The following is a 20,809-nucleotide window of genomic DNA, read 5'->3' on the forward strand; positions in this document are numbered from 1 at the left end:
TCTGCGATGGAGTGCAATCCTGACTAGCGCCAGGCGGGCGGGTCGCGGGGGCCTTCAGTCGTCGTCGTTAGCGCAGCGTGTTGAGCAGTAGGGGTCGAGTGGGCGCCGTGGCGCGAGACCGCATGCGGCGCAGGGGAGAGATGGGCGCAGTCCGGGTATCAGCGAGCGGAGTCGCTCAGCGAAGCGTTTCGGGGTCACGAGAACCACCTTTTCGGTGACGTCGCGAGCTGCCGAGGGGGAGCCGGACCGCGCTTCGGGTACGCGGACGCTCGCCGGGAGACGTCGTACTTCATTCGTACCCCCGTCGAGCGCGGATTGGTACGTGGTGCGCGGGAAAAGCGGCAATATCAGTACGTCGGAGCGTCGAATCGGAACATCGAGGAACACTCTGTCTCATCTTCGACACGCGCAATCGGCAGCGAGACACAGCAAGACGGAGTGGCGGCGCCGCCGAGACACGCTCGGCGTACACGCCGTTCCTGAGAGCGGCGTCGTAGGGTGAGCCCGTGAAGATCCTTGTCGTCGAAGACGATCCAGCCATGGGCGAAGCACTCGTGGGCGGCCTAGAAGACGCCGGCTACGAAGCGGAGCTGACGACGAACGGCATCGACGCGCTCGTCGCGTTCAGCAACGCCGAGTTCTCGGCCGCCATCGTCGACGTGATGCTCCCCGCGATGTCGGGCTTCGAGATCTGCCGGCGCATCCGCGAGCTGGGCCGCTCCACCCCGATCCTGCTGCTCACCGCCCGCGACTCCGTCGAGGACCGCGTGTTCGGCCTGGACGCCGGCGCCGACGACTACCTGACGAAGCCGTTCGCGTTCACCGAGCTGAACGCGCGGCTGCGGGCGCTGCTGCGGCGCAGCCCGTCGCTGATGTCCACCTCGATCGAGGTCGGCCGCATCACCGTGGACGGATCGAGCATCCGCCGCACCGCGGACAACACGCGCATCCACGTCAGCCCGAAGGAGCTCGAGCTGCTGAAGCTGCTGATCTCGCCGGTCGGCTCGGTCGTCACCCGCCAGCGCATCCTCTCCGAGATCTGGGGCGGCGGCGAGATCGTCGACAACAACATTGTCGACCAGTACGTCAGCTACCTGCGCAAGAAGCTGCCCGCCGAGGACACCGGGGTCAGCATCGTGACGGTGCGCGGCAAGGGCTACTTCCTCCGCCCGGTCGAGTAAACGCATGGCCGCCCCGAGCCCGCTCGCCGCGGCGCGTGCCGCGAGGCGGCGCTCGGGAGCCCTGTCGATCCGCGCCAGGATCACCGTCGGCTCCGTCGCCGTCGCGACCGTGCTCTTCGCCCTCGCCGCGATGCTCTTCTACCAGGTCGTCACCGGCATCGTCGAGCGCAGCGAGCGGACGATCCTCGTCTCGATCGAGGACGAGATCCGGCGCGACATCGCGGCCGGCGACGTCCCCCGGGTCCGGGACTCCTCCACGGGGCAGCTCTACCTCGCGATCACCCCGGACGGCGCGATCGACGCGACCACCATGCCGACCGAGGTGCGCCGCTCGGTGCAGGCGGAGCTGCGCGACCGCGCGGCCGACGCGGTGCCGCGCTACACCGAGGTCGCCACCGCCACCACGCGCTACCTGGTGCGCATCACCGCGGTGGAGGGCGAGGACGGCACCTGGAGCGTCGCCACCGCCCGCGACCAGGCCGCCTCGCAGCTGGTGCTCGACGACTTCGCGCACGTGCTGGTCTACGCGGCGATCTTCCTCGTCGTCACCTTCGGGCTCGCCTCCTGGATCCTCACCGGAGCGGCTCTGGCCCCGGTGCGCCGGATGCGTGCGCGCGCCGACCAGATCGCCGCCGACCCCACTCCCGGCGATCAGCTGCCGGTCGTCGGCACTCGCGACGAGATCGACGAGCTCGCCGAGACGCTCAACGCGTTCCTCGCCAAGCAGACGGCCTCCCTGGCGCGGGAGAAGCAGATGGTCTCGGACGCCAGCCACGAGCTGCGGACGCCGCTCGCCGCGCTCTCGGCCCAGCTCGAGATCGCGCACCACCGCGTGGAGGACCCGGTCGCCGTCGACCGCGTGATCCTCGACGCGCAGAAGAGCGTCGACCGTCTGGTCCGCCTCGCCTCCGCACTGCTGGACATCTCCCGGATCGAGAGCAGGTCGGCCCGGCCCGCCTCGCCCTTCGCCGAGCTGGTCGACGAACTGGTCGGCGCGGTCGACCGCACGCGGCTGCTCGCGGCCGAATCGGACGTCGAGATCGACTACGAGATCGACGAGCGCGAGCCCGCTCGGCTCTACGCCGTCGCCACCCAGGACTTCGGCCGGGTGATCGACAATCTCGTCCGCAACGCGATCCAGGCGATCGGCCACGGCGGGACGATCGTCGCGGCGCTCGCGCAGAAGGACGGCCGACTGCTGCTGACGGTCTCCGACGACGGACCGGGCATGCCGGCCGAGTTCATCCCGGTCGCCTTCGACCGCTTCTCCCGACCCGACGACTCGCGCACGATCGCCTCCGGCGGCAGCGGCCTGGGTCTCGCCCTCGTGCACACGACGGTGCTCTCCGGCGGCGGGACCGTGGCGCTCTCCAACCGGGAGCCGCACGGTCTCGCGGTCGACATCGTGCTGCCACCCGTGGGGTCCGCCGCCCGCTGACGCGACGGCCCGGCAGACGGACCCGCCCGGTCGCTACGGCACGGACGCGACGAAGGCCCCCGGATCGCTCCGGGGGCCTTCGAGGGGGGTCAGCGCCGTTCGTCCTCCGGACGGATCGGCACCGGCTCCGCATCCGCGGGCGGCGGCGACCAGACCGGCGCCTCCGACTCGGCGGGGGTGCCGTCGAGCAGGTTGCGCGCGCGGTTCACCACCTCGGGGTCGACGATCACCGAGTAGCTGGTGGCGATGACCTGCATCGTCGAGGTGAAGTCGCGGCGGCGGCGGTTGACCGCGTAGGAGGCCAGGCCGAAGAGCATGCCGAATCCGGCACCGAGCAGCACGGCCGCGATGAGGAAGGAGAACTCGGTGGCCGGCGAGAAGATGATCAGCAGCAGGCCGAGGAAGACACCGAGCCAGGCGCCCGAGGCGGCGCCGGCCAGGGCGACGCGGCCCCAGGCGAGCTTGCCGGTGACGCGCTCCACGCTCTTGAGGTCGTTGCCGAGGATGGCCAGCTGCTTGACCGGGAAGTCGGCCCGCGCGAGGACGTCGACGGCCTGCTGCGCCTTCTCGTAGGTATCGAAGGTGGCGAGGATCTCGCCGCGCGGGATCGTCGGGGAGGCGGCGCCCCGGCGGTTGTTCATGGGCATCTGCTGAGTCACCTGCTCAGACTGTCACAGAGGACTTGGAGCATTCTGGACACGGATCGGGAGCTTCCCGAGCGCGCGGTGGGAGCGGCGGGACCCCGCGCTCGGCTTCCGCAGGGGCGCCCGGGTCTAGGTTGGTAGCCGTGAGTTCCGCCAGAGTCTTCGTAGCGCGCTTGGCCGGCTGCAGCGTCTTCGACCCGGCGGGCGATCGCGTCGGCAAGGTCCGAGACGTGCTGCTCGTGCACCGTCAGAACGACGCGCCGCGCGTGGTCGGCCTCGTCGTCGAGATCCCCGGCCGCCGCCGGGTGTTCGTCTCGATCGGACGGGTCACCAGCATCGGCAGCGGGCAGATCATCACGACCGGTCTGATCAACGTGCGCCGCTTCGAGCAGCGCGGCGGCGAGGTCCGCGTCATCGCCGAGCTGCTCGGCCGGAGGATGACGTTTGTCGACGGCTCGGGCGACGCGATCGTCGAGGACGTCGCGATCGAGGAGGTCGGGCCGGGCGAGTGGGAGCTCGCCCAGCTCTTCGTCCGCCGCCCCAAGACCAGCCCCTCCCCCTTCGCCAAGGGCGCGACGACCTTCGCCGGCTGGCGCGAGGTCCGCGAGAGCGTGTCCACCGAGGCGCAGTCGGCCGAGCAGTACGTGGCGAGCCTCTCCGAGCTCAAGCCCGCCGACCTCGCCAGCACGCTCCTCGACCTGCCGCAGCAGCGGATGCTCGAGGTCGCCGGCGAGCTCTCCGACGACCGGCTCGCCGACGTCCTCGAGGAGATGCCCGAGAGCGAGCAGGTCGAGATCCTCGGCCGGCTCGACGACGACCGCGCGGCCGACGTCCTCGACCAGATGCAGCCGGATGACGCGGCCGACCTGATCGCGCAGCTCTCGGACGAGCGCGGCGAGGCGCTCCTCGAGCTGATGGAGCCGGAGGAGGCGGACGACGTCCGCATGCTCCTCTCCTACGCTCCCGAGTCGGCCGGTGGACTGATGACGACCGAGCCGATCATCGTCTCGTCCGAGGCGACCGTCGCCGAGGGCCTCGCGATGATCCGCCGACACGAGCTGGCCCCGGCGCTCGGCGCCGCGGTCTGCGTCACCCTGCCGCCGTACGAGCCGCCGACCGGCCGCTTCCTCGGCATGGTGCACTTCCAGCGGATGCTCCGCTACCCGCCGCACGAGCGCCTCGGCACCCTGCTCGACCAGAGCCTGGACCCGATCACGCCCGACACCTCCGCGGCCGAGGTCGCCCGCATCCTCGCGAGCTACAACCTCGTCTCGGTGCCCGTGGTGGACGAGTCGCACCGCCTGGTCGGCGTCGTCACGATCGACGACGTGCTCGACTACCTCCTCCCCGACGACTGGCGCAGCCACGACGGCGACGACGAACCGCGCGTGCCGGTGAGCACGACGACCCAGGGCATACCGATCGCGCCGCCCGCGGCGGCGACCAGCAGGTTCAGGGCAGGACGACGAGGACGGAGGGGTGCGCGTGGCTAGGGACACCAAGCAGGATCGACGGCTCGACGCCCCGAAGGGCCTGCGCACGCGGGTGCTCCCCCGGCGCAACCGGCAGAGCAGCGACCGCTTCGGCCGCCTGACCGAATCCTTCGCCCGCGGCATGGGCACGCCGTGGTTCCTCGTCGGCATGACGATCTTCTGCGTGTTCTGGCTGCTGTTCAACACCTACGGCCCCGAGGAGTCGCGCTTCGACTCCCAGGCCCTGGGCTTCACGGTGCTCACGCTGATCCTGTCCCTGCAGGCCTCCTACGCGGCGCCCCTGCTGCTGCTCGCGCAGAACCGCCAGGACGACCGCGACCGCGTGCAGATCGAGCAGGACCGCCAGCGCGCCGAGCGCAACCTCGCCGACACGGAGTACCTGGCCCGCGAGGTCGTCGCGCTCCGCCTGGCGATCCGCGACATGGCGAGCAAGGACTTCATCCGCTCCGAGCTGCGCAGCCTCGTCGAGGAGCTCGAGAAGGACCGGGCGGAGTCGATCGCGAGCGAGCGGCGCGATGCCTGACGTCGCCGTGACGGGTCCGGCGGATCCCGCCGCTCTCGAGAGCGCGGTGCTCGCGGCGCTCGCGCGGGTCATCGATCCCGAGATCCGGAAGCCCATCACCGAGCTCGACATGGTCGACGCGGTGACGGTCGGCGAGGACGGCGCGGTGACCGTCGCCATCCGGCTGACGATCGTCGGCTGCCCGGCCGCGACCGCGATCGAGCGCGATGTCCGCGCGGCGGCGGAGTCTGCGGCGGGCTCCGCCGCGGTGCGGGTCGAGGTCGGCGTGATGACGCCGGCGCAGCGCACGGCTCTGACCGAGCGGCTGCGCGGCGGGCGGCGCGAGATGCCGTTCGGCCCGGACTCGCTGACGCGGGTCTACGCGGTGACCAGCGGCAAGGGCGGGGTCGGCAAGTCGACCGTCACCGCGAATCTGGCGGTGGCCCTGGCCCGGCGCGGGCTCGCGGTCGGGCTGGTCGACGCCGACGTGCACGGCTTCTCCATCCCGGGGCTGCTCGGACTGATGCACGACGGCCGCGTCGCGGGGCCGACGCGCGTCGGCGAGCTGATGCTCCCCCCGGTCGCGCACGGCGTGAAGGTGATCTCGATCGGGATGTTCCTCGAGGGCGACACCCGCGGCGCGGCCGTCTCCTGGCGGGGACCGATGCTGCACCGCACCATCTCGCAGTTCCTCACCGACGTGTACTTCGGCGACCTGGACGTGCTGCTGCTCGACCTGCCGCCGGGCACGGGCGATGTCGCCATCTCGATCGGGCAGCTCCTGCCGCACGCGGAGGTGCTGATCGTGACGACTCCGCAGCCGGCCGCCGCCGACGTGGCGGAGCGCAGCGGTGCGCTCGCCCGGCAGTCGGGGCAGCGCATCGTCGGCGTGGTCGAGAACATGTCCGGGCTGCCGCAGCCCGACGGGTCGGTGCTCGAGCTCTTCGGCAGCGGCGGCGGCGCCGAGGTGGCCCGCCGGCTCAGCGCGAGCGGTGAGGACGTGCCGCTGCTCGCCTCGCTGCCGATCAGCGTGGCGCTGCGCGCAGGCGGCGACGACGGCCTGCCGGTCGTCATCGGAGACCCGGAGGACCCGGCCGCCGTCGCGATCACGGAGCTGGCCCGGACCCTCGCCTCGCGTCCGCGCGGTCTGACGGGCCGCCGCCTCCCGATGTCGGTCGGCTGAGGCCTTCGCCGCAGGCCCCGGCCTGAGCGGGTCTCGATACGGCCGCTGCGCGGCCTACTCGACCAGCATGCAAGGGCCGCACTGCGGGCTGCTCGACCAGCAGGCAAGGGCCGCACTGCGGGCTGCTCGACCGGCCGCAACCGAGGGAAGTGCCGCAACCATGCTGGTCGAGTAGCCCCGCAGGGGCGTATCGAGACCCACCGTCGTCAGCACTTCGGCCGACGGCGCGCGTCAGGTGGCTTCGAGGTCGATGGGCGGGGGCGCCACCGTCGAGAGCTCGCCGGCTCCGGCCGACCGCTTCATCGTCGTGTAGTAGCTGTCCGCCGTCGAGGCGCCGCCGCCCGCGGTGACGGGCGCGGAGACCGCGGAGGGCGGCTTGACCGTGGGGGCCGGCTCGTCCTCGAGCAGGGCGTCGCGGATGATGCGCCGCGGGTCGTACTGCCGCGGATCGAGCTTGCGCCAGTCGACCTCGTCGAACTCGTCGCCCATCTCGTCCTTCACGCGCTCGCGCGCCTGCGTGGCGAATCCGCGGACCTTCCGCACCAGCGCAGCGAGCTGCGAGGCGTAGTAGGGGAGGCGGTCAGGGCCCAGCACGAAGACGGCGATGACTCCGATGATGAGGAGCTTGTCGAACGTCAAACCGAACACGGGACCACCCTAGTCCGCCGCGCCTGCGCCGACGACCGCACGGACCCCCGTACCCTGGCGATGCGCAGGCGCGATCCGCCCGCCGCGACCACCACCAGAGGAGCCCGCCCGTGTCCGACAAGGATGCCAACTGGAAGTACGCCGAGGACGCCGTCGTCGAGCCCGAGGCGATCGCCTCCGCCCGCCGGCTCGCCGTCGAGCTGGGCATCGACGCGATCGCGCCCTCGATCGGCGCGCAGTCCGCGCTCGTCGCGGCGGCAGCCCGGGCGACGTCGATCATCGAGATCGGAACCGGCACCGGCGTGAGCGGACTCTGGCTGCTCGACGGCGCCCCGGAGGCCATGCTGACCTCGATCGACTCGGAGGCGGTGCACCAGCAGCACGCCCGCGCGCAGTTCCACGAGGCCGGCATCTCGCCGAACCGCCTGCGCCTGATCCCGGGCCGCGCCCTCGAGGTGCTCCCCCGGATGAACGAGAACTCCTACGACATCGTCTTCGTCGACGGCGATCCGCTGCAGGTCATCGAGAACGTCGAGCACGCGCTGCGCCTCGTCCGCGTCGGCGGCACCGTGCTCGTGCCGCACGCTCTCTGGCGCGGCCGGGTCTCCAACCCCGCGCAGCGCGACGAGATCGCCTCCGCCTTCCGGACGCTGGTCGCCGAGGTCTGCGGCTCGCCGGCCGTGGTCAGCGTGCTGTCGCCGATCGGCGACGGGCTGCTGCAGGCAAACAAGCGCCGCGCGTAGCACGGGCCCGACCCCGGGAACGAGGGAACGCCCGTCGCATCGGATGCGGCGGGCGTTCTCGACGGTGCTGGTGGGTCAGGCTGGAGTCACCACCGACGCGAGAGCGTCGTGGAGTTCTTTCGCCTCTGCATCGTTGACTGAGACGACGAGGCGTCCGCCGCCTTCGAGCGGAACGCGCACGACGATGAGTCGCCCCTCCTTAACAGCCTCCATCGGTCCGTCTCCGGTCCTCGGCTTCATGGCCGCCATAGAGTTCCCCTTTCGTGACGTATCCGTCTATTATCGTGCATCCGCGCCAGGGACGAAATCGGCGGCCTTCCGCGGAAACGCGGCGTCGATCACGGCGGTGTCCAGTCGTAGCCGTCGACGGCCCAGCCGATGGTGATCCAGCCGATCTGGCCGGCGATCGAGACGAGCACCAGCGCGCTCCGGAACAGGGGCGAGCGCGGCACCGCGAGCGCTCCGACCAGCGGGAACATCGGGCCCAGCAGGCGGAACGTGCTCGACTGCGGGAAGAAGAAGGCGAAGAGGTAGACGCCGTAGCCCGCGATCCACGCGCGGCTGAAGAGGTCCAGCCGCCGCGTCCAGGGCGACGCGAGGATGCCGACGAACAGCAGCACGAGGACGACGACCAGCGCGATGCCGACCATCGGCGCGCCGAACCACCAGCCGCCCCACCACGCGCCGCCCTGGAACCAGGAGGTGAAGGGGAACAGCTCCTGGTAGCCGATGTAGGAGGCTCGCCAGGCCAGCTCGGTGTCGGTGTAGGCCGTCGGCGAGCCGGTGACCGCCCAGGCCACCGCGGGCCAGAGGAAGCCGACGACGAGGCCCCACACCGTCAGCGCGACGGCGGGCACGGCGTCGGCCCGCGGGAACGGCTCCTTCGAGCGCCGGACGAACCGGTAGACGACGTAGAGGCCCATCGCCGCGGCGAAGGCCAGCCCGCTCGGGCGCGTCAGCCCGAGCGCGAGCACGACCGGGAAGACCCAGGCGTACCGGCGCCGGACGAGCAGCAGCAGCACGATCGCGGTCAGCATCATCGCCATCGACTCGGCGTAGGCGATCTGCAGCATCGGCGAGGTCGGCGCGACGCAGAAGAACAGCACGGCGACGAGGGACTGCGACTCGCTCAGCGAGTGCCGCATCAGCCGGTAGAGCACCAGGCAGGTGACGGCCGCGCAGATCACCGAGACGGCGACACCGGCGGTGGCCCAGCCGAGGCCGGTCAGCACCATCAGCAGTCGCACGACGACCGGGTAGAGCGGCATGAACGCCCACGCGTTCTCGCCGATCTCACCCGCGTCGGTCACGGGCAGCTCGGTCGGATAGCCGGCGGTCGCGATGATCTCGTACCAGCGGCCGTCCCACATCGTCGCGAAGTCGACGTAGGCCGGCGACGGGCCGGTCCACGAGTTCGCCTGCTGATTCGCGGCGAACTGCAGCATGATCACGGTCGTCACGATGCGGGTGAGGACGAAGACCGCGAGGACGCGCGCCCACCAGGGGACGAGGCGCAGCTGCGCGCGACGGCGGACCGGGAGCCCGGTGAGGACGGCGCTCACGCGCAGCCGCGCAGCCAGCGGCGGAGGCCCTCGGTGCAGGCGGTGATCTCGTGCACGGCGACGTGCTCGTCGTCGGCGTGCGCCTTGAGCGGGTCGCCGGGGCCGTAGTTGACGGCGGGGATGCCCATCGCGGAGAAGCGGGCGACGTCGGTCCAGCCGTACTTGGGCTTCGCCTCGGCGCCGACCGCGGCGATGAAGGCCTGCGCGAGCGGAGCGTCGAGCCCGGGGCGCGCGCCCTCGGCCAGATCGACGACATCGACCTCGAAGCCCTCGAACAGCTCCCGGAGGTGGGCGACCGCCTCCTCGCCGGTGCGGTTCGGCGCGAAGCGGTAGTTGACGTGCACCGTGCAGAGGTCGGGGATCACGTTGCCCGCCACTCCCCCGCTGATGCGGACCGCGTTGACGCCCTCGCGGTAGACGAGGCCCTCGACCTCGACCTCGCGCGGCTGGTAGGCGGCGAGGCGGTCCAGGATCGGGGCGGCGGCGTGGATCGCGTTCTCGCCGACCCAGCTCCGGGCGGAGTGCGCGCGGCGGCCGTGCGTCGTCACGTCGACGCGGAGCGTGCCGTTGCAGCCGCCCTCGACCTCGCCCCTGGTCGGCTCGCCGAGCACGGCGAAGTCGGCGGCGAAGACGTCCGGGCGGTGGCGGGAGAGGCGGCCGAGGCCGTTGAGGTCGGAGGCGACCTCCTCGTTGTCGTACCAGATCCAGGTGACGTCGACGACCGGATCGGTCAGCTCGGCGGCGAGGACCAGCTGGACGGCGACGCCGGCCTTCATGTCGGTGGTGCCACGGCCGACGAGGTGCTCGACGCCATCGATCGTCTCGGCGCGCACCGGGAGGTTGTCGTTGATCGGGACCGTGTCGAGGTGGCCGGCGATGACGACGCGCTGCTCGCGCCCGAGGTTCGTCCGGGCGACCACGGTGTGGCCGTCGCGGAGCACCTCGAGGTGCGGGTACTGCTCGAGGGCCAGCTGCACCGCATCGGCCAGCGCCAGCTCATCGCCGGAGACGGAGGGGATGTCGCAGAGCACGCGGGTCAGCGCGATCGGATCGGAGCCCAGATCGAGGGGCGCGACGGGCGCCGGGGCGGAGGTCGGTACGGCCATGCGCCCCAGGGTACCGGCCGGATCGTGCGCGCTACCCTGGGCGACATGAGCCTCCAGAACACCGCTGACTCCGCCGTGCCCGCGCCCGCCTCCGCCTGGGGCTACGGGCTGGCGACGATCGCCTCGGACGGCACCGTCCTCGACACCTGGTTCCCGGAGCCGCGGCTGGGCACGATCCCCGCGGGCCGCGACCCGTGGATCGTGCCGGCGGAGTTCGAGGCCCTCGCCGGTGAGGACCCGCGGCGCGAGGTGCGGATCGACGTGGTGACGCTGCAGATCGACCTGCAGAGCGCGCCGGCGTCGACGTCGGACGCGTACCTCCGGCTGCACCTGCTCTCGCACCTGCTCGTCCAGCCGAACACAGTGAACCTCGACGGGATCTTCGCGCACCTGCCGAACGTCGTGTGGACGAACGCCGGGCCGGTCGCGCCGGACTCGTTCACCCGGCTGCGTCCGTCGCTGCGGCGCCACGGGATCCAGGCCGCAGGGATCGACAAGTTCCCGCGACTGACGGACTACGTCACGCCGGCGAAGGTGCGCATCGCGGACACGTCGCGGGTGCGCCTGGGCGCGCACCTCGCTCCCGGGACGACGGTCATGCACGAGGGGTTCGTCAACTTCAACGCCGGGACGCTCGGCAGCTCGATGGTCGAGGGCCGCATCTCGCAGGGCGTCGTCGTCGGCGACGGCTCGGACATCGGCGGCGGCGCCTCGATCATGGGGACGCTCTCCGGCGGTGGCGTGCAGCGCGTGTCGATCGGCGCGCGGGCGCTGCTCGGCGCGAACTCCGGCATCGGCATCTCGATCGGCGACGACACCGTCGTCGAGGCCGGGCTCTACGTCACGGCGGGCACGAAGGTCGTCGTCGTCGGCGGCGCCCCGCGCGCCGACGGGCGGCCGCAGACGGTGAAGGCCGTCGAGCTCTCAGGGGTGCCGAACCTGCTCTTCCGCCGCAACTCGCTCACCGGCGCGGTCGAGGTGCTCCCCCGCACCGGCGCCGGCATCGAGCTGAACACGGCCCTGCACGCCTGACGCAAGGCTTCGATGCGCCGCGATCGGTCCATGCTGGTCGAGTAGCCGCGGAACGCGGCGTATCGAAACCCACCCCTAGGCGGACGCGGGGTCTCGATACGCCCGCTGCGCGGGCTACTCGACCAGCATGAGCGGCCCGCGCGCGGGCCACTCGACCAGCATGGTGGGCCAGCTGCGCAGCCTGCTCGACCAGCAGGGCGAAACATGCTGGTCGAGTAGCCGCGGCACGCGGCGTATCGAGACCCACCCGCCGACGGGCTCCTCGGGCCGGGTCAGCGGCCGGTGGGCCAGTGGCGCTCGGGGGCTCCCGTGTAGAGCTGCTGGGGGCGGCCGATCTTGGTCTGCTTGTCGGTGTTCATCTCGCGCCAGTGCGCGATCCAGCCGGGCAGGCGGCCGATGGCGAACAGGACGGTGAACATCCGGGTCGGGAAGCCCATCGCCTTGTAGATGACGCCGGTGTAGAAGTCGACGTTCGGGTAGAGGCGGCGCTCCTTGAAGTAGTCGTCCTCCAGGGCGAGGGCCTCGAGCTCCATCGCGATGTCGAGCAGCGGGTCCTTGACGCCGAGCGCCTGCAGCACCTCGGACGCGCTCTCCTTGACGAGCTTCGCGCGCGGGTCGTAGTTCTTGTAGACCCGGTGGCCGAAGCCCATCAGGCGGACGCCCTCCTCCTTGTTCTTCACCCGCTCGACGAAAGTCTGGACGCTCTCGCCGGACTCGCGGATGCGGCCGAGCATCGTCAGCACGGCCTCGTTCGCGCCGCCGTGCAGCGGGCCGAACAGGGCGTTGATGCCGGCCGAGACCGACGCGTAGAGGTTCGCCTCGGTCGAGCCGACCAGGCGGACGGTGGAGGTCGACGCGTTCTGCTCGTGGTCCTCGTGCAGGATCAGCAGCCGGTCGAGCGCCTTCGAGAGCACCGGATCCACCTCGAACGGCTCGGCCATGGTGCCGAAGTTCAGGCGGAGGAAGTTGTCGACGAAGCTCAGCGAGTTGTCCGGGTAGAGGAACGCCTGGCCGATCGCCTTCTTGTGCGCGTACGCCGCCATCACCGGCAGCTTCGCGAGCAGGCGGATGGTGGTCAGCTCGACCGCCTCCGGGTCCTTCGGGTTCGAGCTGTCCTCGTAGTAGGTCGACAGCGCCGAGACACCGGCCGAGAGGACCGACATCGGGTGCGCGCTGTGCGGCAGCGCGTCGAAGAAGCGCTTGAGGTCCTCGTGCAGCAGCGTGTGCCGGCGGATGCGGTCGTCGAAGCCGGCGAGCTCGTCCGCGGTGGGCAGCTCGCCGTAGATCAGCAGCCAGGCCACCTCGAGGTACGTCGCGTTCGTCGCGACCTCCTCGATCGGGTAGCCGCGGTAGCGCAGGATCCCCTCGTCGCCGTCGATGTAGGTGATGCTCGACTTGGTGGCGGCCGTGTTGACGAAGCCGTAGTCGAGCGACATCAGACCGGTCTGCTTCGACAGGGTCGAGAAGTCGATGCTCGAGGAGCCGTCGACGCTGCGCAGGACCGGGAACTCCGCGGTGCGATCACCGAACGTGAGCGTCACCTTCTCGGGCAGGACCTCGGCCGCGGCCGGCGCACTCTCCGTGGCGGGCTCAGGTGTCTCCACCGTCGCGGTTCCGTCGCTCTGCGTGCCGGATTCGGTCACAACGCCTCCCAGGTCATCGGTCGCACCCGGGTGCGCTCGCGCGGAGCGGGCGGCGCCGGGGGCTGGAACTGTCCGGAACCAGGGCCGTTTGTGGCGACGCTGACCGTACCCCATACAGCCTATGGGCAAAGCGGCGGCACTGTGACACCGCCCAGTGCTCGCCCCCGTCCGTTGTGGGGATCCTTCAGGATCACGGCGAGCCGAGGGTCAGAGACCGCCCGCCAGCCGCTCGGCGGCGGCCGCGATCCGCTCGTCGGTGGCCGTCAGCGAGAGGCGGACGTGCTCGGTGAAGTGGTCGCCGTAGAAGACGCCGGGGCCGGCGAGGATCCCCAGGCGCGCGAGCCGGTCGATCGACTCCCAGGCGGGTCGCCCCTCGGTCGCCCAGAGGTAGAGGCCGGCCTCGCTGCGGTCGACGCGGAAGCCCGCGGCTTCGAGCGCCGGGCGCAGGAGGTCGCGCCGGGACCGGTAGCGCTCCTTCTGCTCCGCCACGTGCCCGTCGTCGCCGAGCGCGACGACCATCGCCTCCTGCAGCGGGGCGGGGACGATCATCCCGGCGTGCTTGCGGACGGTGACGAGCCGCGCGATCAGCTCGCGGTCGCCCGCGACGAAGGCGGCCCGGTAGCCGGCCAGGTTGGACTGCTTGCTGAGGGAGTAGACGCCGAGCACGCCGCGGCGTTCCTCGCCCGCCACGCGAGGATCGAGGACGCTCGGGATCGGCTCGTCGGCCCAGCGGCGGTCCCAGCCGAGCTCGGCGTAGCACTCGTCGCCCGCGACGACCGCTCCCAGCTCGCGCGCCCGGTCGACCGCGCGCCTCAGCGCGTCGACGTCGAGCACGGCGCCGTCGGGATTGCCGGGCGAGTTCAGCCAGACGAGGCGCGTCTCGGCCGGCCACTCGTCGGGGTCGTCGGAGGCGAGCACCGAGGCTCCGGCGATCGCGGCGCCCATCGCATAGGTGGGGTACGCGGCGCGCGGGTGGACGACGACGTCGCCCTCGCCGAGACCGAGGAGGAACGGCAGCCAGGCGACGAGCTCCTTCGAGCCGATCGTCGGCAGCACCTCGTCGAGGCCGAGCCCCGGGACGCCCCGGCGCCGGGCGTACCAGGCGGCGATCGCCTCGCGCAGGGCGGGAGTGCCGACCGTGGTCGGGTAGGCGTGCGCGTCCGTCGCCCGGGCGAGCGCCGCGCGGATCGGCTCGGGCGTCGGGTCGACCGGCGAGCCGATCGAGAGGTCGACGAGGCCGCCGGGGTGCGCGGAGGCGACCCGGGTGGCGGGACCCATCAGGTCCCAGGGGTAGTCCGGCAGCGATCCGAGTGCCACGGACGCGCGCTCAGTGGCTCTGCGGCGGGAGGACGGCGATGACCGGGTGGTCCTTCGCGATCACTCCGACCTTCGCGGCGCCGCCGGGCGAGCCGATCTCGTCGAAGAACTCGACGTTGGCCTTGTAGTAGTCGGACCACTCCTCGGGGAGGTCGTCCTCGTAGTAGATGGCCTCGACGGGGCACACCGGCTCGCACGCCCCGCAGTCGACGCACTCGTCGGGGTGGATGTAGAGCGAGCGCTCGCCTTCGTAGATGCAGTCGACCGGGCATTCGTCGATGCAGGCGCGGTCTTTGACATCGACGCACGGAAGTGCGATCACGTAGGTCACGGTCGTGGACGTCCCTTCGAACAGTGTTCTCTATCGTACGGGGAGCGGCGGGGCGGTGCTGTCGGCCGCCGGTTCCGCCGGAGCGGGGCGGGACGGCGGACGGACCCGCGGCCAGGCGATCACCACGAGGGCGATCAGCGCGGGGGCGAAGGTCCAGACCACGCCGAGGCCGTTGGCCGGCACGAGGACCGAGCCGCCGGTGCTGCGCAGCGCCAGCAGCCCGATCGCACCGAGCAGGCCCATCGCGGTGCAGAAGGCGACGAAGCGGTCCACCATCACGAGACGGAGTCCGAGCAGCAGGAGCAGCACGGCGGCCAGCGACACGGCGAGGCCGACCGGGAGCTCCGCGTCGCCGACGGTCACGGTGCTCTGGTGCGCGACGGTCGTGATCGCGCCGACCACCGCGCCGGTCAGCACCGAGAGCAGACCCGAGACGATGCGGGTGCCGAGATCGGGCCGCTCCTCGGCGACCGGCTCCGGCGGCCTCGGCGCACCCTCGGGGCGGAAGCGCTCGAGGCGGCAGATCGGGAACGGCGGGCCGCTCGAGAGCCGCAGCTCGTCGCCGTCGACGACGAGCTGCGTGCGGTGCGCCTCGAGCGCCGCGCGCTTGCGGGCGTAATCGGTGTCGTCGAGCTCGATCGCGACGTCGCCGGGCTGCTCGGGGACGGCGTCGGGCAGGACCGCCAGGTAGCGCAGTCCGAGCCGCTCGGCGGCCGTCGAGGCGATCAGGGCGGCGCGGATGTGGTCGGGATGGCCGTAGCCGCCGCCGACGTCGTAGGAGAGCACGAGGGTCGCGCCGGTCTGCAGGAGGACGGCGACGAGGTCGGCGATCGCCTCCTCCTCCGGCGCGGAGGTGAAGGAGCGCGGGTCGACGGGCTCGAGCGGGACGGGCACGCGACCCGGGCCCCACTGCATGCCGGAGTCGCGGTAGACCCGCGGGGCGAGGCCGGCGGCGCGGGCGGCCGGGTCGCCGAGGAAGCGGTGATCGGCCACGCCGAGGGCGGTCAGGGCGACGACCAGCTCGGTGGTGCGGTGCGCGGCGAGCTCGTCCGAGCCCTCGAGGTGCGCGAGATCGGCCGGGATGACCTCGCCGCACTCGCCGCGCGTCGCGGTGACGACGGTGACCGCGGCGCCGTCCGCGACGAGTCGCGCGAGGGTCCCGCCCATCGTGATGGTCTCGTCGTCGGGATGGGCGTGCACCGCCACGACCCGCTCGCCTGCGCCGTCTCGACTCGCGTCCACTCTCCGCCTCTCGTCCGTCCTGTGCTCTCGTTCCGCCGCGGTGCCCCGCTCGAAGCGCGTCCGACCGGCCGCTCGGCGCCGCACATCGCGCGCCCGGCGTCCTGTGTGGACACGCGACCGGATGGCCACTACAGTCGTCCACGGGTTAGGCAAGGCTTACCTGAGGATGCGGCCCGGGGGTGGGCTTCGCACCGTCCTCCCGTGCAGACGACGAAGAGAACACACGTGCTCGCAAACTACCTCATCGGCCTCCGTGAAGGCCTCGAAGCCGGGCTCGTCGTCGGCATCCTCGTCGCCTACCTGACCAAGCTGCAGCGGCGCGACGTGCTCCCCCGGCTCTGGACGGGCATCGCCGCCGCGGTCGTCCTCTCCCTCGTCACCGGCGCGATCCTCACCTGGGGCCCCTACGGGCTCAGCTTCACCGCGCAGGAGCTCCTCGGCGGCGGCCTCTCGCTGCTCGCCGTCGGCCTCGTCACCTGGATGATCTTCTGGATGGGCGCGAACGCCCGCAGCCTGAAGGGCGAGCTCGAGTCCAAGCTGGACGCCGCGGTCAGCGGCTCCGCCCTCGGGATCGTCGTGCTCGGCTTCGTCAGCGTCGGCCGCGAGGGGATCGAGACCGCCCTGTTCGTCTGGGCGAGCGTCTCCTCGAGCAGCGCCTCCTCCGCCTCCAACGCCTGGGTCGGCACGATCGGCGCCTTCCTCGGCATCCTCAGCGCGGTCGTCGCCTCCTACCTGATCTTCCGCGGCTTCGTCCGGATCGACCTCGGCCGCTTCTTCACCTGGACCGGCGGCTTCCTCATCGTCGTCGCGGCCGGGGTGCTGCTCTACGGCGTCGGCGACCTGCAGGAGGCGGCGCTGCTGCCCGGCTGGGGCACTCCGCTGTTCGACCTCGGCCCGATCCTGCCGGCCACGGTCGCCGCGGTCCTCGGCGGACTCTTCAACTACACGCCCGAGCCGACGGCACTGCAGTTCTCCGCCTGGCTGCTCTACCTCGTGGTCGTCGGGTCCCTCTTCGTCCGCCAGGTCCGCTCCCGCCGGCCGCGACGGGGCAGCGCGGCCCCGGTCGCCGCTCCCGTCGCCACCTCCGTCTGATCCCGCCCCGGCACCGCCGGGACGACCTCCCACCACCAGGAGAACCATGCCCCCGCGCACTCGACCCCGCCTCCCCCGCGTCGCCACCGGCCTCGCCGGCGCCGGCGCTCTCGCCCTGCTCCTCACCGGCTGCGTGCCGAACACCCCGGCCGCCTCCTCCGCCGCGGCCCTCGACGTCGCGATCGACGACGGCGCCTGCGCGGTGTCCGCCGCCACGGCCGAGGCGGGTGCGGTCACCTTCGCGCTCGAGAACACCGGATCGGACGTCAACGAGTTCGAGATCCTCGCCGAGGACAAGCTGCGCATCGTGGGCGAGAAGGAGAACGTCACCCCCGGTCAGAGCGTCTCCTACGTCGCCCAGCTCGAGCCCGGCACCTACTACACGGCCTGCAAGTTCCAGCAGGTCGGCGCTCCCGTCGGGCTCGCCGAGTTCACCGTGACCGGCGAGGCGACCGAGCAGTCGGCCGACGAGCAGGCCGCGACCGAGGCCGCCGTCACCAACTACGTCTCCTACGTGCAGTCGCAGTCCGGCGAGCTGCTGCCCGCCGTGACGTCCTTCGCCGAGGCGTACGCGGCGGGCGACGACGAGAAGGCGCGCAGCCTCTTCGCCGCGACCCGCGTCTTCTACGAGCGCATCGAGCCGACCGCCGAGGCCTTCGGCGACCTCGACCCGAAGATCGACTACCGCGAGGTCGACGCCGTCGCCGAGGGCCTGGACTGGACCGGCTTCCACCGGATCGAGAAGGACCTCTGGGTCCCCGCCGCCGACGCGCTGAACTCCGACGGGACGAGCGCCTGGCTCGACTGGGCGCCCTCTACTCCCGAGCAGCGGACGGCCTTCGCCGACGGGCTCGTCTCCGACGTGCAGGACCTCTACGACCTCGTCGCCGCGCCCGATTTCACCGTCTCGGTCGGCGACATCTCGAACGGCGCGATCGGCCTGCTGGACGAGGTCGCCGCGGGCAAGATCACCGGCGAGGAGGACTGGTGGTCGGGCACCGACCTGACCGACTTCGCCGCGAACGTGCAGGGCGCGGAGGTGGCCTTCGGCAACGTCGAGCCGATCGCGACCGCCACCGGTGACGACGGCGCCGCGCTCACCGCCGAGATCGGCCAGCGCTTCGCCGAGCTCGACGCGATGCTCGCCCAGTACGGCTCGATCGACTCGGGCTTCGTCGCCTACTCGAGCGTCACCGACGAGCAGAAGAAGGAGCTCTCGGACCAGGTGAACGCCCTGTCCGAGCCGCTCTCGCAGCTGACCCACACGGTGCTCGGCGTCGAGGAGCCCGCGGAGTAGTGGAGCCCGAGCAGAACGCCGCCGGCCCCGCCGACGAGTCGGGCCGACCCGACGAGCAGCCCCGCCGCCTCTCGCGGCGCGGGCTGCTCGGCCTCGTCTCGGCGGGGACCGCGGGCCTCGCGGCGGGGATCGGCGGCACCGTCGCCGTCACCTCGGCGACCAGCGCGAGCGCCTCCTCCGCCGCGACGCGCGTCGTGCCGTTCCACGGCGCGAACCAGGCCGGCATCACCACGGCCGCGCAGGACCGGCTGCACTTCGCGGCGTTCGACCTGTCCTCCACCGCGACCCGCGACGACCTGATCGAGCTGCTGCAGGACTGGACCCTCGCGGCCGCCCGCCTCACCCGGGGCCTCGATGTCAGCGAGGAGGGCGCCGTCGGCGGCCCGGACACGGCGCCGCCGGACGACACCGGCGAGGCGCTCGGCCTCGACGCGTCCTCGCTCACGCTGACCTTCGGCTTCGGGCCGACGCTCTTCACCGACGAGTCGGGTGCCGACCGCTTCGGCCTCGCCGACCGCCGGCCGGCCGAGCTCGCGGCGCTCCCCCGGTTCCGCGGCGACGCGCTGGTGCCGACCGCGGGCGGCGGGGACCTCTGCATCCAAGCGTGCGCCGATGACCCGCAGGTCGCGGTGCACGCGATCCGCAACCTCAGCCGCATCGCCTTCGGTCGCGCGTCGCTGCGCTGGTCGCAGCTCGGCTTCGGCCGCACCTCCTCCACCTCGACCGCGCAGGCGACTCCGCGGAACCTCTTCGGCTTCAAGGACGGCACGGCCAACATCAAGTCCGAGGAGCCGGACGCCGTGCAGGAGCACGTCTGGGTGCAGGACGCCGACGGCCCGGCCTGGCTCGCGGGCGGCAGCTACCTCGTGGCGCGCAAGATCCGGATGATCATCGAGACCTGGGACCGCAGCCAGCTCGGCGAGCAGGAGCGCGTGATCGGCCGGAGCAAGGGCTCCGGCGCCCCGCTCTCGGGCGGCGGCGAGTTCACTGAGCCCGACTTCGAGGCGGCGGGGGCGACCGGCGTGCCGCTGGTCGACAAGGAATCGCACGTGCGGCTCGCGCACCCGACCGTGAACAACGGCGTCCGGCTGCTGCGCCGCGGCTACAACTTCGTCGACGGCAACGACGAGCTCGGACGACTGAACGCGGGGCTGTTCTTCCTCTCGTTCCAGCGGTCGCCGGAGCAGTTCATCACCGTGCAGAGGAACCTCGCGACCGATGCGCTCAACGAGTACATCAAGCACGTGGGTTCGGCGGTCTTCGCCGTCCCGCCGGGGGTGCGCGACGAGGGCGACTTCGTGGGCTCGGGGCTGTTCGCCTGATCCGGCAGCGTTCCTGAGGGAATCTCCATGCCGGCACAGCTCGTCGGCGGCTGCCTCTCCGAGTGCGGCAAGGTCGGCTCCCTAGCCTCGACGGCGATGTCCGGGAACAGTGCGAAGAACCAGCCGACCAAGCGCGAGCGCCAGGAGCTCGCCCGCCTCGAGGCGAAGGAGCGGCGCGAGCAGGAGCGGCGCCGGAAGCGGCGGAACCGGGTGCTCGGGCAGAGCGGAGCGGCCGTCGGAGTGCTCGCCGTCGTGGCGCTCGTCGCGTGGAACGTCTGGTCGCAGCAGGAGATCGCCAGCACCGGGCCGGCGAACATGCTGAGCGACGGGATCGTGCTCGCGGGGGCGGAGTCGGCGGTCACTCCGGTGATGACCGCCCCCCTCGAGGCGGGCGAGGAGCCGGTGCCGACCGACGAGGCCGCCACGCGCGCGGGCGGCGTCGTCACCGTCGACCTCTACGTGGACTACCTCTGCCCGTACTGCGGGCAGTTCGAGACCGCCAACATGGCGAACCTGCAGTCGTGGCTGACGCAGGGGGCGATCACGCTCGAGATCCATCCGGTCGCGATCCTCGACTCCTCCTCGGCGGGGTCGGAGTACTCGAGCCGCGCGGCGAACGCCGCGGCCTGCGTGGCGGACGAGGATCCGGACCGCTTCCTTGCCGTGCACGAGGCGCTGTTCGCGAAGCAGCCGGCGGAGGGGACGACCGGGCTGAGCGACGACGAGCTGCGGGCGCTGGTGACCGGGGCGGGCGTGACGGACGACGACGTGCTGGCCTGCATCACGAGCGGCGAGTTCCGGCCGTGGGTGGCGGCGGCCACGAAGCGGGCGACGAGCGGGACCCTGGCGAACTCCTCGGTCGCGAAGCTGAGCTCGACGCCGACCGTGCTCGTCAACGGCGAGCAGTACACCGGGAAGCCGGACGACGCCGACGCGTTCGTCGCCTTCATCACGGCCACGCTCGAGGCCGAGGGCGCGACTCCGACGCCGACGCCGGCGGGCTGACGGCCGGGTCTCGATACGCCGCTGCGCG

At 72.0% G+C, this 20,809-nt stretch carries 20 protein-coding genes; 11 read left to right on the top strand and 9 right to left on the bottom strand.

The genetic code is table 11. The features are described from left to right. The first annotated feature begins 506 nt into the window (after nucleotides 1-506). Both MT351_RS20380 and MT351_RS16585 read left to right on the top strand, forming a co-directional pair. A complete protein-coding gene (locus MT351_RS20380; protein ID WP_260300519.1) occupies nucleotides 507-1,181 on the top strand; it encodes a response regulator transcription factor in 675 nt (224 codons plus the stop codon). A 4-nt stretch (nucleotides 1,182-1,185) separates the two neighbouring features. Then, on the top strand, nucleotides 1,186-2,619 hold the full coding sequence (locus tag MT351_RS16585) for a cell wall metabolism sensor histidine kinase WalK (RefSeq protein WP_243582707.1): 1,434 nt from the start codon (nucleotides 1,186-1,188) through the stop codon (nucleotides 2,617-2,619). An 89-nt stretch (nucleotides 2,620-2,708) separates the two neighbouring features. On the opposite strand, the gene MT351_RS16590 is transcribed toward MT351_RS16585, so the two are convergent. Further along, on the bottom strand, nucleotides 2,709-3,260 hold the full coding sequence (locus tag MT351_RS16590; protein ID WP_243582708.1) for a general stress protein: 552 nt from the start codon (nucleotides 3,258-3,260) through the stop codon (nucleotides 2,709-2,711). A 146-nt stretch (nucleotides 3,261-3,406) separates the two neighbouring features. Between MT351_RS16590 and MT351_RS16595 the strand changes: the two genes are divergently transcribed. Genes MT351_RS16595 through MT351_RS16605 form a run of 3 tightly spaced genes read left to right on the top strand, consistent with a single transcriptional unit; the run spans nucleotide 3,407 to nucleotide 6,441 of the window. Further along, the gene (locus MT351_RS16595) at nucleotides 3,407-4,756 is read left to right on the top strand and encodes a magnesium transporter MgtE N-terminal domain-containing protein (RefSeq protein WP_123735327.1); all 1,350 of its coding nucleotides are present in this window, start codon (nucleotides 3,407-3,409) and stop codon (nucleotides 4,754-4,756) included. After that, nucleotides 4,749-5,279, top strand: coding sequence for a DUF1003 domain-containing protein (locus MT351_RS16600; protein ID WP_123445981.1), 531 nt, complete (start codon nucleotides 4,749-4,751; stop codon nucleotides 5,277-5,279). The genes MT351_RS16595 and MT351_RS16600 overlap by 8 nt, the downstream gene beginning before the upstream one ends. Continuing rightward, nucleotides 5,272-6,441: an Mrp/NBP35 family ATP-binding protein gene (locus MT351_RS16605; RefSeq protein ID WP_243582709.1), complete on the top strand. Its 1,170-nt coding sequence runs from the start codon at nucleotides 5,272-5,274 to the stop codon at nucleotides 6,439-6,441. The genes MT351_RS16600 and MT351_RS16605 overlap by 8 nt, the downstream gene beginning before the upstream one ends. A 231-nt stretch (nucleotides 6,442-6,672) precedes the next feature. Here the strand turns inward: MT351_RS16605 and MT351_RS16610 are convergent, their stop codons facing one another. Further along, nucleotides 6,673-7,089, bottom strand: coding sequence for a Sec-independent protein translocase TatB (locus MT351_RS16610; protein WP_123445460.1), 417 nt, complete (start codon nucleotides 7,087-7,089; stop codon nucleotides 6,673-6,675). Between the two features lie 110 nt (nucleotides 7,090-7,199). Here MT351_RS16610 and MT351_RS16615 point away from each other — a divergent pair, with 110 nt between their 5' ends. After that, a complete protein-coding gene (locus MT351_RS16615) occupies nucleotides 7,200-7,832 on the top strand; it encodes an O-methyltransferase (RefSeq protein WP_123702830.1) in 633 nt (210 codons plus the stop codon). 75 nt (nucleotides 7,833-7,907) lie between these two features. Here the strand turns inward: MT351_RS16615 and MT351_RS16620 are convergent, their stop codons facing one another. The 3 genes from MT351_RS16620 to dapE form a co-directional block, all read right to left on the bottom strand. After that, on the bottom strand, nucleotides 7,908-8,081 hold the full coding sequence (locus MT351_RS16620; protein WP_077221916.1) for a DUF3117 domain-containing protein: 174 nt from the start codon (nucleotides 8,079-8,081) through the stop codon (nucleotides 7,908-7,910). An 89-nt stretch (nucleotides 8,082-8,170) separates the two neighbouring features. Next, nucleotides 8,171-9,394 carry a hypothetical protein gene (locus MT351_RS16625; protein WP_243582710.1) on the bottom strand — a complete coding sequence of 408 codons (1,224 nt, stop codon included), beginning with the start codon at nucleotides 9,392-9,394 and terminating at the stop codon, nucleotides 8,171-8,173. Further along, entirely contained in the window at nucleotides 9,391-10,500 is a 1,110-nt protein-coding gene (gene dapE, locus MT351_RS16630) for a succinyl-diaminopimelate desuccinylase (RefSeq protein WP_243582711.1), read from the bottom strand. Before dapE ends, MT351_RS16625 begins: the two co-directional genes overlap by 4 nt. A gap of 45 nt (nucleotides 10,501-10,545) precedes the next feature. Between dapE and dapD the strand changes: the two genes are divergently transcribed. Next, nucleotides 10,546-11,532: a 2,3,4,5-tetrahydropyridine-2,6-dicarboxylate N-succinyltransferase gene (dapD, locus tag MT351_RS16635; RefSeq protein WP_123735323.1), complete on the top strand. Its 987-nt coding sequence runs from the start codon at nucleotides 10,546-10,548 to the stop codon at nucleotides 11,530-11,532. A 272-nt stretch (nucleotides 11,533-11,804) separates the two neighbouring features. On the opposite strand, the gene MT351_RS16640 is transcribed toward dapD, so the two are convergent. The 4 genes from MT351_RS16640 to MT351_RS16655 all read right to left on the bottom strand — a co-directional run bounded on the left by MT351_RS16640 (nucleotide 11,805) and on the right by MT351_RS16655 (nucleotide 16,065). Beyond that, the gene (locus MT351_RS16640) at nucleotides 11,805-13,085 is read right to left on the bottom strand and encodes a citrate synthase (RefSeq protein WP_123735615.1); all 1,281 of its coding nucleotides are present in this window, start codon (nucleotides 13,083-13,085) and stop codon (nucleotides 11,805-11,807) included. 297 nt (nucleotides 13,086-13,382) lie between these two features. Beyond that, on the bottom strand, nucleotides 13,383-14,492 hold the full coding sequence (dapC, locus tag MT351_RS16645; protein WP_308197772.1) for a succinyldiaminopimelate transaminase: 1,110 nt from the start codon (nucleotides 14,490-14,492) through the stop codon (nucleotides 13,383-13,385). Nucleotides 14,493-14,502: 10 nt separating this feature from the next. Beyond that, nucleotides 14,503-14,823 (bottom strand): ferredoxin, encoded by a 321-nt coding sequence (fdxA, locus tag MT351_RS16650; RefSeq protein ID WP_085475430.1) that lies wholly within the window; start codon nucleotides 14,821-14,823, stop codon nucleotides 14,503-14,505. 30 nt (nucleotides 14,824-14,853) lie between these two features. After that, entirely contained in the window at nucleotides 14,854-16,065 is a 1,212-nt protein-coding gene (locus MT351_RS16655) for a PIG-L family deacetylase (RefSeq protein WP_243582712.1), read from the bottom strand. Nucleotides 16,066-16,290: 225 nt separating this feature from the next. On the opposite strand from MT351_RS16655, the gene efeU reads away from it, so the two are divergent. Genes efeU through MT351_RS16675 form a run of 4 tightly spaced genes read left to right on the top strand, consistent with a single transcriptional unit; the run spans nucleotide 16,291 to nucleotide 20,781 of the window. Continuing rightward, nucleotides 16,291-17,157: an iron uptake transporter permease EfeU gene (gene efeU, locus MT351_RS16660; protein ID WP_123445452.1), complete on the top strand. Its 867-nt coding sequence runs from the start codon at nucleotides 16,291-16,293 to the stop codon at nucleotides 17,155-17,157. 46 nt (nucleotides 17,158-17,203) lie between these two features. Then, nucleotides 17,204-18,454, top strand: a complete 1,251-nt coding sequence (efeO, locus tag MT351_RS16665) for an iron uptake system protein EfeO (RefSeq protein WP_243582713.1) — start codon at nucleotides 17,204-17,206, stop codon at nucleotides 18,452-18,454. After that, the gene (efeB, locus tag MT351_RS16670; RefSeq protein ID WP_243582714.1) at nucleotides 18,454-19,776 is read left to right on the top strand and encodes an iron uptake transporter deferrochelatase/peroxidase subunit; all 1,323 of its coding nucleotides are present in this window, start codon (nucleotides 18,454-18,456) and stop codon (nucleotides 19,774-19,776) included. Before efeO ends, efeB begins: the two co-directional genes overlap by 1 nt. Nucleotides 19,777-19,803: 27 nt before the next feature. Then, nucleotides 19,804-20,781, top strand: a complete 978-nt coding sequence (locus tag MT351_RS16675; RefSeq protein WP_243582715.1) for a thioredoxin domain-containing protein — start codon at nucleotides 19,804-19,806, stop codon at nucleotides 20,779-20,781. Nucleotides 20,782-20,809: the final 28 nt, after the last annotated feature.

It is taken from the genome of Rathayibacter sp. VKM Ac-2926 (assembly GCF_022815565.1).
GTDB lineage: Bacteria > Actinomycetota > Actinomycetes > Actinomycetales > Microbacteriaceae > Rathayibacter > Rathayibacter festucae.

What these genes read in the sequence shown, in the direction of transcription:
- MT351_RS16585 (WP_243582707.1), top strand. Translation starts at nt 1,186, where the DNA reads ATGGCCGCCCCGAGCCCGCTCGCCGCGGCGCGTGCCGCGAGGCGGCGC.
- MT351_RS16590 (WP_243582708.1), bottom strand. Translation starts at nt 3,260, where the DNA reads ATGAACAACCGCCGGGGCGCCGCCTCCCCGACGATCCCGCGCGGCGAG.
- MT351_RS16605 (WP_243582709.1), top strand. Translation starts at nt 5,272, where the DNA reads ATGCCTGACGTCGCCGTGACGGGTCCGGCGGATCCCGCCGCTCTCGAG.
- MT351_RS16620 (WP_077221916.1), bottom strand. Translation starts at nt 8,081, where the DNA reads ATGGCGGCCATGAAGCCGAGGACCGGAGACGGACCGATGGAGGCTGTT.
- dapE (WP_243582711.1), bottom strand. Translation starts at nt 10,500, where the DNA reads ATGGCCGTACCGACCTCCGCCCCGGCGCCCGTCGCGCCCCTCGATCTG.
- dapD (WP_123735323.1), top strand. Translation starts at nt 10,546, where the DNA reads ATGAGCCTCCAGAACACCGCTGACTCCGCCGTGCCCGCGCCCGCCTCC.
- efeO (WP_243582713.1), top strand. Translation starts at nt 17,204, where the DNA reads ATGCCCCCGCGCACTCGACCCCGCCTCCCCCGCGTCGCCACCGGCCTC.
- MT351_RS16675 (WP_243582715.1), top strand. Translation starts at nt 19,804, where the DNA reads ATGCCGGCACAGCTCGTCGGCGGCTGCCTCTCCGAGTGCGGCAAGGTC.